General features: G+C 73.1%; 15 protein-coding genes. 8 read left to right on the top strand and 7 right to left on the bottom strand.

What is annotated here, in order from left to right; genetic code table 11:
- Positions 1-296: 296 nt before the first annotated feature.
- Positions 297-1,286, bottom strand: a complete 990-nt coding sequence (locus tag CFK38_RS01885) for a helix-turn-helix transcriptional regulator (protein ID WP_096801552.1) — start codon at positions 1,284-1,286, stop codon at positions 297-299.
- 40 nt (positions 1,287-1,326) lie between these two features.
- On the opposite strand from CFK38_RS01885, the gene CFK38_RS01880 reads away from it, so the two are divergent.
- The 5 genes from CFK38_RS01880 (at position 1,327) to CFK38_RS01860 (ending at position 5,876) form a co-directional block, all read left to right on the top strand.
- Entirely contained in the window at positions 1,327-1,980 is a 654-nt protein-coding gene (locus CFK38_RS01880) for a mycothiol transferase (RefSeq protein WP_245851183.1), read from the top strand.
- A 46-nt stretch (positions 1,981-2,026) separates the two neighbouring features.
- Positions 2,027-2,644, top strand: coding sequence for a DinB family protein (locus CFK38_RS01875; RefSeq protein WP_096801551.1), 618 nt, complete (start codon positions 2,027-2,029; stop codon positions 2,642-2,644).
- A gap of 91 nt (positions 2,645-2,735) precedes the next feature.
- Positions 2,736-3,449 (top strand): hypothetical protein, encoded by a 714-nt coding sequence (locus tag CFK38_RS01870; RefSeq protein WP_096801550.1) that lies wholly within the window; start codon positions 2,736-2,738, stop codon positions 3,447-3,449.
- 4 nt (positions 3,450-3,453) lie between these two features.
- Positions 3,454-4,020, top strand: coding sequence for an SRPBCC domain-containing protein (locus tag CFK38_RS01865; RefSeq protein WP_096801549.1), 567 nt, complete (start codon positions 3,454-3,456; stop codon positions 4,018-4,020).
- 74 nt (positions 4,021-4,094) lie between these two features.
- On the top strand, positions 4,095-5,876 hold the full coding sequence (locus CFK38_RS01860) for a gamma-glutamyltransferase family protein (protein WP_096804165.1): 1,782 nt from the start codon (positions 4,095-4,097) through the stop codon (positions 5,874-5,876).
- 36 nt (positions 5,877-5,912) lie between these two features.
- On the opposite strand, the gene CFK38_RS01855 is transcribed toward CFK38_RS01860, so the two are convergent.
- Both CFK38_RS01855 and CFK38_RS01850 read right to left on the bottom strand, forming a co-directional pair.
- Entirely contained in the window at positions 5,913-7,232 is a 1,320-nt protein-coding gene (locus tag CFK38_RS01855; protein WP_096801548.1) for an MFS transporter, read from the bottom strand.
- Positions 7,233-7,340: 108 nt separating this feature from the next.
- Positions 7,341-7,790: a MarR family winged helix-turn-helix transcriptional regulator gene (locus CFK38_RS01850; RefSeq protein WP_096801547.1), complete on the bottom strand. Its 450-nt coding sequence runs from the start codon at positions 7,788-7,790 to the stop codon at positions 7,341-7,343.
- A gap of 140 nt (positions 7,791-7,930) precedes the next feature.
- Between CFK38_RS01850 and mgtE the strand changes: the two genes are divergently transcribed.
- A complete protein-coding gene (mgtE, locus tag CFK38_RS01845; protein WP_096801546.1) occupies positions 7,931-9,289 on the top strand; it encodes a magnesium transporter in 1,359 nt (452 codons plus the stop codon).
- 20 nt (positions 9,290-9,309) lie between these two features.
- On the opposite strand, the gene CFK38_RS01840 is transcribed toward mgtE, so the two are convergent.
- Positions 9,310-10,398 (bottom strand): Gfo/Idh/MocA family protein, encoded by a 1,089-nt coding sequence (locus CFK38_RS01840; protein WP_096801545.1) that lies wholly within the window; start codon positions 10,396-10,398, stop codon positions 9,310-9,312.
- Positions 10,399-10,618: 220 nt separating this feature from the next.
- Between CFK38_RS01840 and CFK38_RS01835 the strand changes: the two genes are divergently transcribed.
- Together CFK38_RS01835 and CFK38_RS01830 are read left to right on the top strand one after the other, a co-directional pair.
- Complete coding sequence (locus CFK38_RS01835; protein ID WP_096801544.1) at positions 10,619-11,299, top strand: maleylpyruvate isomerase N-terminal domain-containing protein; 681 nt, start codon at positions 10,619-10,621, stop codon at positions 11,297-11,299.
- Between the two features lie 172 nt (positions 11,300-11,471).
- Positions 11,472-13,043, top strand: coding sequence for an aspartate:alanine exchanger family transporter (locus CFK38_RS01830; protein ID WP_096801543.1), 1,572 nt, complete (start codon positions 11,472-11,474; stop codon positions 13,041-13,043).
- A gap of 33 nt (positions 13,044-13,076) precedes the next feature.
- On the opposite strand, the gene CFK38_RS01825 is transcribed toward CFK38_RS01830, so the two are convergent.
- Genes CFK38_RS01825 through CFK38_RS01815 form a run of 3 tightly spaced genes read right to left on the bottom strand, consistent with a single transcriptional unit; the run spans position 13,077 to position 16,140 of the window.
- Positions 13,077-14,156, bottom strand: coding sequence for a Gfo/Idh/MocA family protein (locus CFK38_RS01825; protein ID WP_096801542.1), 1,080 nt, complete (start codon positions 14,154-14,156; stop codon positions 13,077-13,079).
- Complete coding sequence (locus tag CFK38_RS01820) at positions 14,153-14,926, bottom strand: ThuA domain-containing protein (protein ID WP_096801541.1); 774 nt, start codon at positions 14,924-14,926, stop codon at positions 14,153-14,155. The genes CFK38_RS01825 and CFK38_RS01820 overlap by 4 nt, the downstream gene beginning before the upstream one ends.
- Positions 14,923-16,140: a Gfo/Idh/MocA family protein gene (locus CFK38_RS01815; RefSeq protein ID WP_096801540.1), complete on the bottom strand. Its 1,218-nt coding sequence runs from the start codon at positions 16,138-16,140 to the stop codon at positions 14,923-14,925. Before CFK38_RS01815 ends, CFK38_RS01820 begins: the two co-directional genes overlap by 4 nt.
- Positions 16,141-16,298: the final 158 nt, after the last annotated feature.

Below are 16,298 nucleotides of genomic sequence, written 5' to 3'. Positions count from 1 at the left end.
GCTCTGATCCTGCTGGTGCTCTGATCCTGCTGGTGCTCTGATCCTGCTGGTGCTCTGAGCCTGCTGGTGCTCTGAGCCTGCTGGTGCTCTGAGCCTGCTGGCGATCTGGAAAGGTGGGACGGTGCGGGGGCTCACGGAATTGCGGATACGCAACTGCGTGAACGTTCGGACATGGTCACCCGCGGCACGGTCGAGCGCGGCCGCTGGGTCCGCGGCTGCTGGGTCGGCGGCCGCTGGGTCCGCGCTGCTGCCCGGCCCTCAGCGCGCCGCGGGGGCGGAGGGCAGCGTGCTCTGCCTCAGCGCCGTGGTGGATCCGGGGCAGCGGAGGAATGCTCCGGCGACCACCGGGCCCGGCCGGCCCACCGGCCCAGCTGCTCGATCAGAGTCAGCAGCTCGGGCGGGTCGATCACCTCGATCGGGGCGCCGATCCAGGCCAGGTGCATCGCGATCCAGTGCAGCTCCGCGGTCCCGGCGCGCAGGAGGCAGGCGTCCGGGCCGTCGGCCGTGACCGTCGCCGCCCGCGCCGGGACCTGGGGGGCGACCTCCTCGAACGGGGCCAGGATCCGCACCGTCGCCGACTGCGGGTAGGCGCCCACGGTGATCGACTCCCGCACGGCGGCCTCGATGTCCGGAGTGGGCCGCTCGGTGATGGTGAAGGTCGAGGCGTGCACCGCGTGCATGCGGTCCAGCCGGAAGGTGCGCCAGTCCTCCCGGACCAGGTCCCAGGCGAACAGGTACCAGCGCCCCTCCATCGACAGCACCCGGTGCGGTTCCAGCCGTCGCTCGGCCCGCTCCCCGTCGGCCCGCCGATAGTCCACCCGCACCCGGACCCCGTCCCGCACCGCCGTCGCCAGAGTCATCAGCACCTCGGAGCGGATCCCGGCGGCAGGCCGGGAGATCACCCCCATCGCCTCGGTGATCGCACCGACCTCGGTGCGCACCGGCGCCGGCAGGATCCGGTCCAGCGCGGCCAGAGCCCGCAGCGCTTCCTCGTCCAGTCCGTCCACGCCGGAGGAGGCCGCCAGCCGCAGCCCCACCGCCACCGCGACCGCTTCGCTCGAGCTCAGCAGCAGCGGCGGGAGCGCCTGGCCCGCGCCGAGCTGGTAGCCGCCGCCGTGTCCCGCCGAGGTGAGCACCGGATAGCCCAGCGCCCGCAACCGATCCACGTCGCGACGCACCGTCCGCGTGGTCACCCCCATCTCGGCGGCGAGCTCCGGCCCGGTCCACACCGCCCGCGACTGCAGCAGGGCCAGCAGCCGCAGCGCCCTCGTGGTCACATCGCTCATGGACGTACTCTGCCTCACTTCGCGGACAGGATCTGTCCGCATGGACACGAACAGTGGGACTCGACCACCCACCAGGGCCGCGCAGAACACGGCGGTCCGCACCGAGGAGACGATCACGATGCCCTTCCTGACCGCAGAGACCACCGACGAGCGCGACAGCCTCGCCACCTTCGCCCAGCAGCAGATCGAACAGGTCGCCACCACCCTCCACGGCCTCGACCGCGCGCAGCTCGCGCAGGTCCCGAGCGCCTCCGGGATGAGCCTCGGCGCGCTGGCCCGGCACGTGCTGCTGGTCTCGAGCCGTGCGGTCGAGGCCGTCACCGCCGCTCCGGCCGCGCCCCCGGCTCCCGCCCGCGCCCCGCAGCAGCTCCAGGCCGAGGGCACCATCGCGCCGGAGGCCCTGCGTGCGGAGGACACCGCCGAGTCGCTCGCCGAGGAGCTCCGCCGGGCCGGCGAGTCGCTCGCCGCTGCGATCCGTGACGCCGATCCCGAGACCCGCGGGCCCGTCCCCGGCGAACTCTGGTTCGAGGGCCGCCCGACGTGGAGCCTGCGCTGGTACGCGCTGCACCTGGTCGAGGAGAACGCCCGCCACGCCGGCCACGCGGACATCCTGCGCGAGTCCCTGGACGGCAAGGGCGCCTACGAGCTCAACGCGCTCGTGGCCGGACAGTCCTGGCCGCCGGCCGGTTGGTGAGCGCACGCCCCGGACCCGACCCGCACATCTCTTCGAGGAGAACCACATGACCAGCAATGAGACGACCCGGAACGACCAGAGCCGCGGTGTCGGCGGCGACCTGCCCACCGTGCTGCTCGACCAGATCGAGCTCCATGTCCGCGAGCAGCTGCGCCCCCGGCTCGAGGGGCTCACCGACGAGGAGTACTTCTTCGACCCCTCCGGCGCCGGCCGCGCCTGGACGGTCCATCCGCGGACGCCGGCCGGCGAGCAGCCGCCCACCCCGGTCCAGGGCGGCTCCGGCGCGATGACGATCGACTTCGAGATCCCCGCACCCGATCCCGCACCCCTGACCACGATCGCCTGGCGACTGGGCCACATCATCGTGGGCCTGCTCGCGATGCGCAGCCACAGCCACCTCGGCGGCCCGCCCGCGGACTACATCAGCTGGGACTACGCCGCGACCGCGACGGAGGCGCTCGCCCAGTTCGATGCGGAGTACGAGCGCTGGATCACCGGTGTGCGCGCCTGGGACGCCGAGGACCTGCAGGTCGCCGCCGGCGAGGCGGAGGGGCCGTGGGCCGAGCACTCCCGCGCCACGCTCGTCGCCCACATCAATCGCGAGCTCATCCATCATCTCGCCGAGATCGCGCTGCTGCGCGACCTGTGGACGCATCGGGGGTGAGGGGCGGCCAGTTGCCCGCGCACGGTCCCGAGCAGATCCCGATTCGGTGAACACCTCCCCGCTCCGGGGCCGCAGGGGGGACGATATGACCATGTCCTTCGACCTGGTCCCCGCCGAGCTCCTCGCGAGCGCGCTGACCGCCGTGCTGCTGTCCATCCCGATCGCCTTCGTCCTCGCCGGCGCCGCCATCTCCGGTCCCCGGCGCACCTGGAACCGGGCCGGTCTGGGGATGGGCATCGGTCTGCTGATCGGCGTGCTGCTCGCCGCGACGGGTCTGTTCATCGCGCTGCCCGGGACCGTCACGGTGCTGCTGGACGTCGGCATGCTGCTGGGCCTGGCGCTCGCGATCGCCGCCGCGGTGCTGGTGATCGTGCAGGACGAGGGCACGTGGCTCTCCACCCTCCTGGCCATCGCCGCCTGCGTGCTGATCGCCCTCGCCGTGCCGGCGGACGCGATGCGCGCGATCCTCGGCCTCAGCTCCTCGCTGCTGGTGCTGATCGCCGCCATGGTCATCGAAGCGGTCGCGCTGGTGGCGATCGTCGGCTTCCTGGTCGCCGGCGCCGGCCGCGTGCGGGCCCTGCAGCTCGGGGTGGCGGCCGCCGGCATCGTCTCCGCCGTGCTCCTCGGGGCGGGAGTGCTGGCGGTCGTGCTGCGCGAGGCCGCGGGGATCGACCTGCCGCAGGCCACGCTCACCGCAGTCCTCATCGCGGCGCTGGTGGCCCTGGTGATCGGCAGCGTGGTGGGCGGCGTGCTCGACACGCTGCGCGGCCGGCGGCAGGACAGCGCCGTCACCGAGGCACATTGAGCAGATGACGATCACCGGATCCCTCGACGCGAGCGGCCGCGAGCTCGCACTCACGCGCACGGTCCCCGTCCCCGCCCGCTCGCTCTGGGAGCACCTCAGCCGCTCCTCGCTCCTGGCCACCTGGTACGGGACCTTCACCGGCGACCCCGCCACCGGCACCGTCCAGGTCACCATGACCGCCGAGCCCGGCCAGGCCGTGGCCGCCGAGTACACGATCCACGCCTGCGACCCGGAGCACGTGCTGACGGTCAGCTCCTCGATGGGCGAGGGCACCTGGCGGCTGAGCCTCGAGCTGGAACCCGCCACCGTGTCCGACGCCGACGCCGACGCCGACGCCGACGCTGACCCCGACGCCATGTCCGACGCCGTGTCCGACGGACGCCGGGCCACGCGGATCGTCCTGCGCCACCATGACGTCCCCCGCGAGATGCTGGCGTACATCGGGCCGGGCTGGGAGTGGTACCTGGACCGTCTCACCGGCGTCGTGACCGGGGGCGACATCCCCGGGATGGACGTCTGGGACAGCGAATACATGCCCCTGTCCGAGTCCTACGCGGCGCTCGCCGAGTGAGCACCGAACCCACCACCGCGTTCGTCGTCCCGCCCGGACCGACCACACGGCCCACCCTCGAGGGCACCTTCGGGATGTCCGCCTCGACCCACTGGATCGCGACGGCCTGCATGCAGAGCGTGCTCGAGCGCGGCGGGAACGCCTTCGACGCCGCCACCGCGGGCGCCTTCGTGCTGCACGTGGTGGAACCGCACCTCAACGGCCCCGGCGGGGACATGACCGCACTCCTGGCGACCGCCGAGGACCCCACCCCCGTGGTGGTGATGGGGCAGGGCCCCGCCCCGGCCGGCGCGAGCATCGAGCACTTCCGTGCCCAGGGGCTCACCGCCGTGCCCGGCACCGGCGCCCTCGCCGCCGCCGTGCCGCACGCGGTGGACGCCTGGCTGCTGGTGCTCGAGGAGCAGGGGACCTGGGAGCTCGCCGACGTCCTGGCCTACGCGATCGACTGCGCGGAGGACGGGCACCCGGTGCTCGCCCGGGTCAGCGCCCAGATCCGGACGGTCGCGCGGACCTTCACCGAGCACTGGCCCAGCTCCGCCGCGCTGTGGATGCCGGACGGTGCGCCGCCGAAGCCCGGCGAGCTGCTGCGCAACCCCGAGTACGCGGCCGTGCTGCGGGACCTGGTCACCGCCGGTGACGACATCCGCGAGGGCGCCGCCGACGAGCACGGAGCCCAGGACGGTCGTACGGCCCGGATCGCCGCCGCCCGGGAGCGCTGGCGCACCGGCCCCGTCGCCCGCGCCATCGCCGAGTTCGTGCGCACCCCGCACCGCCACTCCGACGGCGCCGACCACGCCGGGGTGCTGACCCGGGAGGACCTCGCCGGAGCCGTGGCCCGCTTCGAGCCCGCGGCCACCCTCGCCTTCCGCGGCTGGACGGTCGCCAAGACCGCCGCCTGGGGGCAGGGTCCCGCTCTGCTCGAGGCCCTCGGCATCCTCGACGGCGTCCCGGACGACCAGCTCGACCCCTCCACCGAGCGCGGCGCCCACACCATCCTCGAGGCCCTCAAGCTGGCGCTCGCCGACCGCGACGTCCACTTCGGGGACGCGGACGTCGACCTCGAGCAGCTGCTGCGCCCGGAGCACCTCTCCGCCCGCCGCGCCCTGCTCACCGAGGAGGCCTCCCACCAGTTCCGTCCGAGCCCGCTCGGTGACGGCCCCTCGGCCCTGCCGCCGCTGCTGACCGACGAGGAGCACTCCCGGCTCCGCGGCGACCCCGTCGACCACGGCGGCTCCGGGGAGCCGACGGTCCGGGCGACGGGGGAGGCGCGCGGGGACACCTGCCATCTGGACGTGGTGGACCGGTGGGGCAACATCATCAGCGCCACCCCCTCCGGCGGCTGGCTCCAGTCCTCGCCCACCATCCCCGGCCTCGGCTTCTGCCTCGGCACCCGCCTGCAGATGATGTGGCTGGACGAGCGGATGCCGTCGGCGCTGCGACCGGGCCGGCGCCCGCGCACCACGCTCACGCCGACGCTCGTGCTGCGTGACGGCGAGCCCGTCCTCGCCTGCGGCTCCCCGGGTGGTGACCAGCAGGATCAGTGGCAGCTGCTGTTCCTGCTGCGGGTGCTGGTGGGCGGCCTCGAGCTGCAGCAGGCGATCGACGCCCCGGCCCTGCACACCCTCTCGATGCCCGGCTCGTTCTGGCCCCGCACCTGGTCCCCGGGCCGAGCGGTGGTCGAGGACCGCCTGGGCGAGGAGGTCATCGCCGCCCTGGAGGCACGCGGTCACGAGGTGGTCCGCGCCGGCGACTGGTCCCTGGGGAGGCTGTCCTGCGTGATGCGCGACCCCGGGACCGGGATCCTCCGCGCCGCCGCGAACTCCCGGGGAGCCCAGGGCTACGCCGCCGGGCGCTGACGGCGGCCCGGGCACCGCGCAGCATCGAGCAGCGGGTCAGACCTCGTCGCCGGCGGTGATCGCCTCGGCCTCCTGGACCTCGGTGAGCGCCTCGTGCGAGCCGACGGCGGCCAGGTGCTTCCGTCCCATGATCAGCATGAGGATCGACAGCACCAGTGCCCCTGCGGCCAGCGCGTACGGGGCGCCGACGGTGGTCGCCGCGGCGAGCGGGCCGGCCACGGCCGGGGCGATCGCACCGCCCAGGAACCGCACGCCCGAGTAGGCCGAGCTCGCGACCCCGCGCGGGAGGTCGGTGGCCTCCATGACCGTCTCGGTGAGGGCGGTGTTCATGATGCCCAGCAGGAGCCCGCCGATCACGATCAGCACGATCAGGCCGGTCATCGAGGAGTGGGCGAGGCTCATCACCGCCATCAGCACGGTGAGCAGCCCCAGCGTGGTCACCAGCGTGGGGATCAGCCCCAGGCGACGGGTGAGCAGCGGTGCGACGAACACCGAGGTGATCGCCAGTCCCGTGCCCCAGCCGAAGAACACGCCGCCGATGCCCAGCGCCCCGAACTCCATCCCGTGCGCGGCCGCGGCCGCCTCGAGCGGGAACGGCGAGTAGGCCAGCAGGGTGAAGAACGCGAAGTTGTAGAAGATCGCCGTGAGCGCGAGGGTGCGCAGCGCCGGGTGGGACAGGGCGCGCAGCGCGGCCAGCGGGGAGACGTGCGCGGGCTTCGCCTCCTTGCGCAGCAGCACGACGATCGCCAGCACGCCGATGCCCATGAGCACCGCGGTGCCCGCGAAGGGGGCGCGCCAGGAGACGGCGCCGAGCAGCCCGCCGATCAGGGGGCCGACGGCCAGGCCGATGCCGAGCGCGGTCTCGTACAGGATGATCGCGCCGGCACTCGGGCCGGTGGTGGCACTGACGATCGCCGCCAGCGCAGTGGAGATGAACAGGGCATTGCCCAGGCCCCAGCCGGCCCGCAGACCGATGATCTGCTCGACGCTCCCGGCGCCGGAGGCCAGCGCCGCAAACGCCACCACCAGCAGCAGGCCCACCAGCAGGGTGCGCTTGACGCCCACCTTCGAGGCGAACCAGCTGGTGAAGAACATGGCGATCGCGGTGATGAACAGGTAGCTGGTGAACAGCAGCATCGCCTGCGAGGGGGTGGCGTCCAGCTGGCTGCTGATCGCGGGCAGGATCGGATCCACCAGGCCGATGCCCATGAAGGACACGGTCGCGGCGAACGCGATGGCCCACACCGACTTCGGCTGACGGAACGCCTCGCGCAGGGAGGGGGTGGAGTTCTTGGGGGTGCTCGGCGCGGCGGCCGGAGCGGGCGGCGCCGAGGAATCGGTGAGCTGTGAGGTCATGCGTGGTGCCCTTCGTGCGTGGTGGGATGGCGGGAGGAGGGGACGGGGGAGGAGACGGTGCAGGGGCCCGGCGGCGGCCGCTCGGAGCGGCGCGCGGCCGGGTCCGCCTCATCCGTCGTGGGCGTCGACGAGGCGCGAGAGGATCTCGGCGGCCCGTTCGAGGGCTGCGTGATCCTCCGCGGGGAGCTGATCGAGCAGCCCGCCCACCCCGTGGGCCAGCTGCTCCCGCCAGGCGGCGAGCTGGGCGGAGCCCTGGGCGGTGGTGCTGATCAGCGAGGAGCGGGAGTCGGTGGGGTCCGGGGTGCGCCCCACGAGCCCTTCCTCCTCGAGGCGCTTGATCACGGTGGTGGCCGTGGGGCGGGAGACCCGCTCGCGGTCGGCGATCTCGCTCAGGCGCAGCGGTCCGTGCCGCTCGATGGTGGCGACCACCCGCCAGGACACGCTCCCGACGCCGACGTCGGAGCGCCGTGCGGCCAGCCGCGAGAACTGGGAGCACACCAGCGCCAGGTGCTGGGGGAGCTCGCCGGGCGCATCGGGAGCAGGAGGAGTGGTCGTCATGGGACCCACTATAGTAAGCAATGCTCACTACATTCCAGGAGATGTGAGCTGTGGATCTTCCCCGCGGCCATCGCAGCCCTCGCAGCCCTCGCGCCCCGGCGCCGAGGCCCGGGCTCGGCGCCGTCGGCCACAATGAGGTGGTGACCAGTACCAGCACGACCGTCGAATCCGTCCTCGCCCTGCTGCGCAGCGCCCCGCACGGCGACTTCCAGCTCGAGCAGCTCGGCCGGGAGGCGCGGGCGCTGCCGGTGGGCGAGCTCGTCTACCTGGTCGAGACGCGGCCGTCGACCGAGGCGGCGGTGCTGTTCCGGGTGCTCGACAAGGAGCGCGCGCTCACCGTCTTCGAGGCATTGCCCGCCCCGCACCAGGCCGAGCTGATCTCCGCGCTGCGCACCCCGCAGGTCGCCGATCTCATCGGCGACCTCGACCCCGACGACCGCGCCTCCCTGTTCGACGAGCTGCCGGCAGCGGTCGCCGAGCGGCTGATGCACGGCCTGGACGCGGACGAGCGGGCCATGACCACCGCGGTCCTCGGCTACCCGCGCCATGCGATCGGCCGGTACATGTCCCCCGAGGTGCTCACGCTCAGCCCCGCGATGAGCGTCCGCGAGGCGCTCGCCCACGTGCGCGCCCATGCCGTGGGGCCCGAGACGATCTACCTGCTGCCCGTCGTCGACGGCTCCCGCGGGCTGCTCGGTGTGGTGGGGCTGCGGCGGCTGCTCGTGGCCGACGAGCAGAGTCTCGTCGGCGAGATCGCCCACCCCGCGGTCCACGCCGTGGCCACCGATGACCGTGAGCTCGTCGCCCGTCGATTCTCCGCGGCCAAGCTCCTGGCGATGCCGATCGTGGACGGGGAGGACCGCCTGGTGGGCATCCTGACCGTCGACGACGCCGTCGGCATCCTCGCGGAGGAGGACCATGAGGACACCGCCCGCACCGGTGGTGCGGAGCCGCTGCCGCGCTCCTACCTCTCCACCCCGATCCTGCGCGTGGTGCGCAGCCGCATCGTGTGGCTGCTGGTGCTCGCGGTCTCCGCGATCCTCACCGTGCAGGTGCTCGAGGTCTTCGAGGACAAGCTCGACCAGGTGGTGATCCTGGCGCTGTTCATCCCGCTGCTGACCGGCACCGGAGGCAACACCGGCAACCAGGCGGCCACCACCGTCACCCGTGCGCTCGCCGTGGGCGAGGTGCGCGTGCGCGACCTGCCGCGCGTGGTGTGGCGGGAGCTGCGCGTCGGCATGGTGCTCGGCGTGGTGCTGGGGGCCCTCGGCTTCCTCGTCGCGGGGCTCGTCTACGGGGTCGCGATCGGCACCGTGATGAGCCTGACGCTGCTGTCGATCTGCACCATGGCCGCGATCGTGGGCGGCCTGATGCCGCTGGTCGCGAAGAAGGTCGGTGCGGACCCCGCAGTGTTCTCCAACCCCTTCATCTCCACCTTCTGCGACGCCACCGGGCTGATCATCTACTTCACGATCGCGACGGCCGTGCTGGGGCTGTGAGGCGCCGCCGGGGGCCGCGCTCAGACGGTGCGGCCGGTGAGCTCCCGGGCCTGCTCCTGCGCGGCCAGCGCCAGCTCCACGGCCTTGAAGGCGTGCTCCTGGGTCATGGCGTTCTCGGTGCGGTGCAGCACGTCGAGGATCAGCTCACCGAAGAAGGGGTAGCCCACCTCGCCGGTCGCGTCCAGGCGGTGCTCGCCCTCGCCGTCGACCAGGATCACCTGACCGCCGCCGTTGTCGGTGGTGACGTCGAGGTACTTGCGCAGCTCGAGGTAGCCCTCGGTGCCGAGGATGAAGGTGCGGCCGTCGCCCCAGGTGCGCAGCCCGGCCGGGGTGAACCAGTCCACGCGCACGAAGCCGGTCGCCCCGCTGGACAGGGCGATATGCGCATCGCCGTAGTCGTCGAGCTCCGGGTGCTCGGGGTTGGCGAAGTTGCCGATCGAGCTGGAGAGGATCTCGGCGTCGTCGGAGCCGGTGAAGGCGAGCATCTGCTCGAAGTTGTGGCTGCCGATGTCGGTGAGGATGCCGCCGTAGCTGGCGCGCTCGAAGAACCAGTCCGGACGGGTGGCGGGATCGCCCATGCGATGCGGGCCCATACCCTGGACCTGCAGGACCCTCCCGATCGCGCCGCGCTCGATGAGCTGACCGGCCAGCACCGCCGCCTCGACGTGGATCCGCTCGGAGTAGTAGACGGCGTACTTCCGGCCGGTGCGCTCCACCGCGGCCTTCGCCTCGGCGAGCTGCTCACGGGTGATCAGCGGGGTCTTGTCGGTGAAGTAGTCCTTGCCGGCCTCCATCACGCGGATGCCCAGCGGCGCACGGTCCACGGGCACCGCCGCGGCGGCGACCAGGTGCACTGCGGGATCGGAGAGCACCTCCTCCTCGCTGGAGGCGATCGCGACCTGCGGGAACTTCTCCTGGAAGGCGGCGGCGCGCTCGGGCTGGGTGTCGAAGACCCACTTCAGGGTGCCGCCCGCATCGAGCAGCCCCTGGGTCATGCCCCCGATGTGGCCGTGGTCGAGGTGCATCGCGGCGAAGACGAACTCGCCGGGCTCGACGACCGGCTTCGGCATCGAGTCCGGGGCGTAGTCGGCTCCTTCGGAGACAGCCATGGGGGTCCTTCCAGCAGGTGATCGGGAGCGATCAGGGTGAACGGGGACGGCAGCGGCGTGACGCACCGCGGGGGAGAGGCGGCGCTGCTGCCGCTGGTCGCGGCCGCGCCATCGCGGGCTGAGCACCCCCGGTCCCCTCGGCGCACTGCACAGCAGTCTCCTGCACCCCGCGGCCGACGGCAGGGGAGTGCCGGATGTTGCCACTTGCTACCGTGCCTGCGTGGACCTCTTCACCCTCAGCTGGACGGCGCTGCGCACCGCCGCGACCGGGCTCCCGGACGCCGCCCTGATGCGTCCCTCCGGCTGCCGGGGCTGGCTGGTGCGCGACCTGCTCTGCCACCTGATCAGCGACGCGCAGGACGTGCTGATCACGCTCTCCACCCCGGCGGAGACGACCCCCTCCGCCGACGCCCTCAGCTACTGGACCCCGCACCCCATCCCGCCCGACGGGAGCGAGCCGCTGGACGCGCTCACCGTGCGCCTGGCCGCCGCCTACCAGGACCCCGACCTGCTGCGCGGCCACCTCGAGGAGGTGGGCGCCGCCTCCGGCCGGGCCGCGCTGCTCGCCCACCCCGACCTGCCCGTCGCCACCCGGGGCAAGACCCTCACCGTGCGGGACTACCTCGGCGCCCACGTGCTCGAGTGGACGCTGCACCACCTGGACCTCGTCGCTCACCTGGCGGATGCGGGGGAGACCATCGCTGACGGCCCGCCCACGAAGGGCCTGGCCGCGGCACGGGACTCGGTCGAACGGCGTCTGCGCATCCGGCTGCCTGCGACCTGGGCGGACGCCGACGCGCTGCGGGTCGCGACCGGCCGTCGCCCGGCGACCCCGGCCGAGCAGGAGGAGCTGGACGCCCTCGGCCCGCGCGGACAGATGCTGCCGCTGTCCTTCGGCTGAGCCCAGCCGGCCGCACCGTGCGCAGTGCGCGCCGACACTGCCGTGACCTCGCACAACTCCACTTCGTGAGCACCTCGAGCCGGGGCTAGGGTGGAGCGCAGTCCACACAGCGGTGCCCGCGCACACCGCCTCCGGACCCGGTGCCCCGCCGCGGGCGCGGGAAAGGTACACCGTGATCGAGGCCCTCGAGGGGAGCCCGCTCCTCACGCTCTTCCTGGTCGTCGCCACCGGTGCCGTGCTGGGCGCGATCCCCTTCGGCCGCATCCGGCTCGGGGCCGCCGGCGCCCTGTTCACCGGCCTCGCCCTCTCCGCGATCGCCCCGCACCTCGGCGCGGGCATGGAGATCGTCCAGACCCTGGGCCTGGCCCTGTTCGTCTACACCGTCGGGATCTCCGCCGGCGCCGCGTTCTTCAGCTCCCTGCACCGCCAGCTGCCGCTGCTCGCCGCCGCCACCCTCGGCACCGCCCTCGCCGCCGCCCTCACCCTGGTGCTCGGGGAGGCGCTGGGCCTGGCCCGGGACCTGTCGCTGGGCCTGTTCACCGGCGCGCTCACCGCCGCCCCCGCCCTGGACGCCGCCTCCCGCCTCACCGGCACGCCCGGGCCCTCGGTGGGCTACGCCTTCGGCTACCCGATCGGCGTGATCGTCGGGATCGTGCTGGTCTCGAGCATCGTCAGCCGCACCTGGCCGGGCCGGAAGGACACCGCATCCCTGGCCGGCACCAGCCTGGCCTCGACCACCGTGCACGTGCAGCGCTCGGTGAACCTGCGCGACGTCCCGCAGTGGCACCACCAGCAGGTGCGCTTCTCCTACCTGCGCCGCGAGGGCAGGGTGCGGGTGATCGTGCCGGGGGAGGACCTCCTGGTCGGGGACGAGGTGGTCGCCGTCGGCATGCCCGAGCAGGTCGAGGCGGTCACCGCAGCGCTGGGGGAGACCAGCGACCGCCACATCGCCCACGACCGCTCGCTGGTGGAGTTCACCCGCCTCACCGTCTCCAATCCCGATCTCGCCTCCCGCTCCATCGCCGAGCTGAACCTGCCGGTGCGCTTCGGCGCGGTGGTCACCCGGGTGCGGCGCGGTGACCTCGAGCTGCTGGCCCGGGACGACCTGGTCCTCGAGCCCGGGGACCGGCTGGCCGTGGTGGTGGAGCGGCGCCGGCTCGACGCCGTCCACACCTTCCTCGGCGACTCGGACCGCCAGGCCGGCGAGCTCGACGTGCTCTCCCTCGGGCTCGGCCTCATGCTCGGCGTCGCCCTGGGCCTGGTCAGCCTCCCGATGCCCGGCGGAGGCAGCTTCTCCCTGGGACCGGCCGCCGGCCCGCTGCTGGTGGGCATGGTCCTGGGCGCCCTGCGCCGCACCGGGCCCGTGGTGTGGAGCCTTCCGGGCAGCGCCAACCGCACGCTGCGCCAGCTGGGGCTGCTGCTCTTCCTCGCCGGGCTGGGCCTCACCGCCGGGCCGGAGGTCGCCTCCATGCTCGCCTCGCCGACCGCCTGGCGCGCGGCCGTGCTCTCCGCGGCGGTCGCCGCGCTCAGCTGCCTCGCACTGGTGATCGCCGGGCGCTGGGTGCTGGACCTCTCCGCCCCGCGAGCGGCCGGCGCGGTGGCCGGCTTCCTCGGCCAGCCGGCGGTGCTCGAGGCCGCGAACGCCCGACGCGCCGACGAGCGGATCGAGGCCGCCTACGCCACGCTGTTCGCCTTCTCCATCGTGGTGAAGATCCTGCTGGTCCCCGTCCTCTGGAACCTCTGACGCCGCTGTGGGCCCGGCCCCGCCCCTGCGACCTCAGGTCGCCGCGCGCACGTCCTCCAGCGCGACGGCCTCGGGCCGGGCCACGTGGCTCGCGATCTCGATCCGGGCACCGCTGTGCGCGGACTCCAGCACCGCGTTCATCACCTCGAGCGCGTGCTGGCCCAGCTCACCGCTGGCCCGCAGCTCCGGGCCGCGCACCGCCATGTCGTGCAGGCCGATGCCGCGCCCGGCCTCCTCGTAGCCACCGGCCGTCGGCACCGGCTCCCACCCCTCTCCGCCCAGACGGTGCACCGTCACGTCACCGGAGAAACGATTGGGATCGGGGACCGCGAGGGTGCCCTCGGTGCCATGGATCTCGATCGGATGCGCCGAGGTGGCGACCGCGTCGAAGCTCATCACCAGGGTGGACAGCACTCCGCTCTCGTGCACCAGCACCCCGGTGACGTGGGTGTCGGTGCTGACCGGGATGCTCTCCCCGGCCCGCGGCCCGGAGCCGATGGTGCGCACATCCCGGGTGCGGCTGGCCGCACCGATCACCGACGCGACCGGACCCAGCAGCGTGACCAGGGCATGGAGGTAGTACGGGCCCATGTCCAGCAGCGGGCCGCCGCCGGGGGTGTAGTAGAAGTCCGGCTGCGGATGCCAGCGCTCATGGCCGGGGGTGACCATGGTGGCGGTCGCCGCTATCGGGGAGCCGATCAGGCCCTCGTCGATCGCCGCGCGGGCGGTCTGGGTGCCGGTGCCCAGCACCGTATCCGGGGCGGAGCCGACGAGCACGCCTGCCGCCAGGGCCGCGACCAGCACCTCGGCGCCCTCCTTCGTGGTCACCGCGAACGGCTTCTCCGAGTACACGTTCTTTCCCGCCGCGATCGCGCGCAGGTCCACGTCGGCGTGCGCCGCGGGAATGGTGAGATTCAGGATCGTGTCCACCGCGGGGTCGGCGATGAGCTCATCGACGCTCAGCGCACGCACCCCCTCGCGGCCCTCGGCGGCGGCCGCGGCGCGGGCGGGGTCGAGATCTGCGACGGCGACCAGCTGCACGTCCGGCAGCTGGTCGAAGCTCGCCAGGTACTGCTGGGAGATGACACCGCAGCCGATCATGCCGATCCTCATCGGGTCGCCCCCTCAGCGGTGGTGGAGGCGGCGGCGCGGCGGGGAGCGTGCTCGCCGTAGGGCTGCCCGGAGCCGCGGGCGGCCCACAGCAGGCCGCGCTCGATCACGGTGCGCACGGACGGATCCTTGAGCACCTCGACCCGGTGGCCGGGGGTGGCCACGAAGATCCGCCCCTTGCCCCACTGGCGGGTCCACAGCGCCGGCGAGGTCACCTCGCGGTGCCACGGATCCCAGTCCCGCACCTTCTGGGTGGTGGTGGCCAGCACGTCGATGTAGTCGTCGGACAGCACCCAGTACTGCTCGGTGACCAGGTCGAAGTCGCTGATCCCCGCGGTGATGGGATGCTCCGCGGCGGCGGGCAGCAGGTTCACCGTGTAGGGGACGTAGTTGTCCGCCTGCTCGCCCTGGCGCTCATCGGGATGCGTGCCCGGATGGCAGCCGAACTGGCCGCCGATGAGGGTGAGGTAGTCGGATTCGTTCCGGTAGGAGTCGGCGATGCCGCCGTGCCAGCCGGCCATGCCCGTGCCCGCCTCGATCGCGGCGCGGAGACCCTCGAACTGGGGCCGCTCGATGGTGCTCATGGTGTTGCACTGGAGGATCAGATCGACCGTGGCCATGTACTCGGCGTCGGCGTAGATCGCGGGGGAGTCCTCGATCCGCACCGCGAACCCGTTCTCCTCGAGGAACGGGATGAACAGGTCGGTGGCTTCGACGGGCTGGTGCCCGTCCCAGCCGCCGCGGACGACGAGGCAGGTGCGAGGGGTGGTCATCGGGTGCTCTCCTGGGTGGTCTCGGGATCGGTGCTCCTCCAGCTGCTGCCATCGCTAGCGCTGGCCTCGACGGCGGCCAGGACGCGCTGGACCTGCAGCGCCTCCTCGAAGGAGGGCGAGGGGTCGGTGCCCTCGCCGATCGCCGTGACGAGGTCGGCGATCTGGTGGGTGAAGGTGTGCTCGTAGCCCAGCCCGTGGCCGGTTGGCCACCAGTGCGCCGCGTAGGGGTGCTCGGGCTCGGTGGTGAGGATGCGGGTGAAGCCCTGCCGGCCCGCCGGGGCGGTGGCGTCGTAGACCTCCAGCTCGTTCATCCGCTCGAAGTCGAAGGCGATCGAGCCGGCCGAGCCGTTGATCTCCACGCGCATCGCGTTCTTGCGGCCCTGCGCCATGCGGGTGGCCTCGAAGGAGCCGAGCACCCCGGAATCGAAGCGGGCGGTGAACAGGGCGAGATCGTCCACCGTCACCTCACGGCGCTCGCCGGAGGCTTCGCCCGTGCCGCCGAGGCCCTGCGCGGTGCCGGCCGCCGGGCGGGTGGGGACCACGGTCTGCAGGGTGCCGGAGACCGAGGCGATCTGCTGGCCGGTGATCCACTGGGTGAGGTCGACGATGTGGGCGCCGATGTCGCCCAGCGCCCCGGAGCCGGCCTTGTCCCGGTCCAGCCGCCAGGTCATCGGGGCGTCGACGTCGGAGAGCCAGTCCTGCAGGTACTGGGCACGGACCTGCCGGATCTCGCCCACGGCACCCTCGGCGACGAGCTGACGCGCATACGCCAGCGCCGGGGTGCGGCGGTAGGAGAAGCCGCACATCGTGCGGGCGCCCTGCGCGCGGGCTTGTGCCGCGGCGGTGGTCATCTGCTCGGACTGCTCGACCGAGTTCGCCAGCGGCTTCTCGCACAGCACGTGCTTGCCGGCCGCGAGCGCGGCGATCGCGATCTCGACGTGCGTGTCACCGGGGGTGCAGATGTCGATGACGTCGATCTCGGGATCCTCGACGAGGTCCTGCCAGCGGGTGGTGGTCTGTGCGAAGCCGAAGCGCTCGGCGGCCGCGACCAGGGTGGCCTCGGTGCGTCCGGCGAGGGTCGCGAGCACCGGGGTCAGCGGCAGCTCGAAGAAGCGGTGGGCGGTGCGCCAGGCGTGGGAGTGGGCGGCGCCCATGAAGCCGTAGCCGACCATGCCGATGCGCAGCGGTCGGGGTGACGTGGAGGGGGTGGTCATTGCGGGTCTCACGACTCCTCGAAGAGTGGGTGGGTCGATCCGGGTCAGGCATAGGTCCAGGTGCTGCCGACGTCACGTGCCGGAGCCTGCGGTAATGATCACCGGCACGTCCTCGACATGCTCGCGCTGTTAGCTCCACGGTGCCAGGGGCAGGGTGC

The sequence above is a fragment of the Brachybacterium vulturis genome (assembly GCF_002407185.1).
Lineage (GTDB): Bacteria > Actinomycetota > Actinomycetes > Actinomycetales > Dermabacteraceae > Brachybacterium > Brachybacterium vulturis.
Note: the sequence above shows the minus strand (reverse complement) of the source record. Positions and strands in the feature narration are given on the sequence as shown.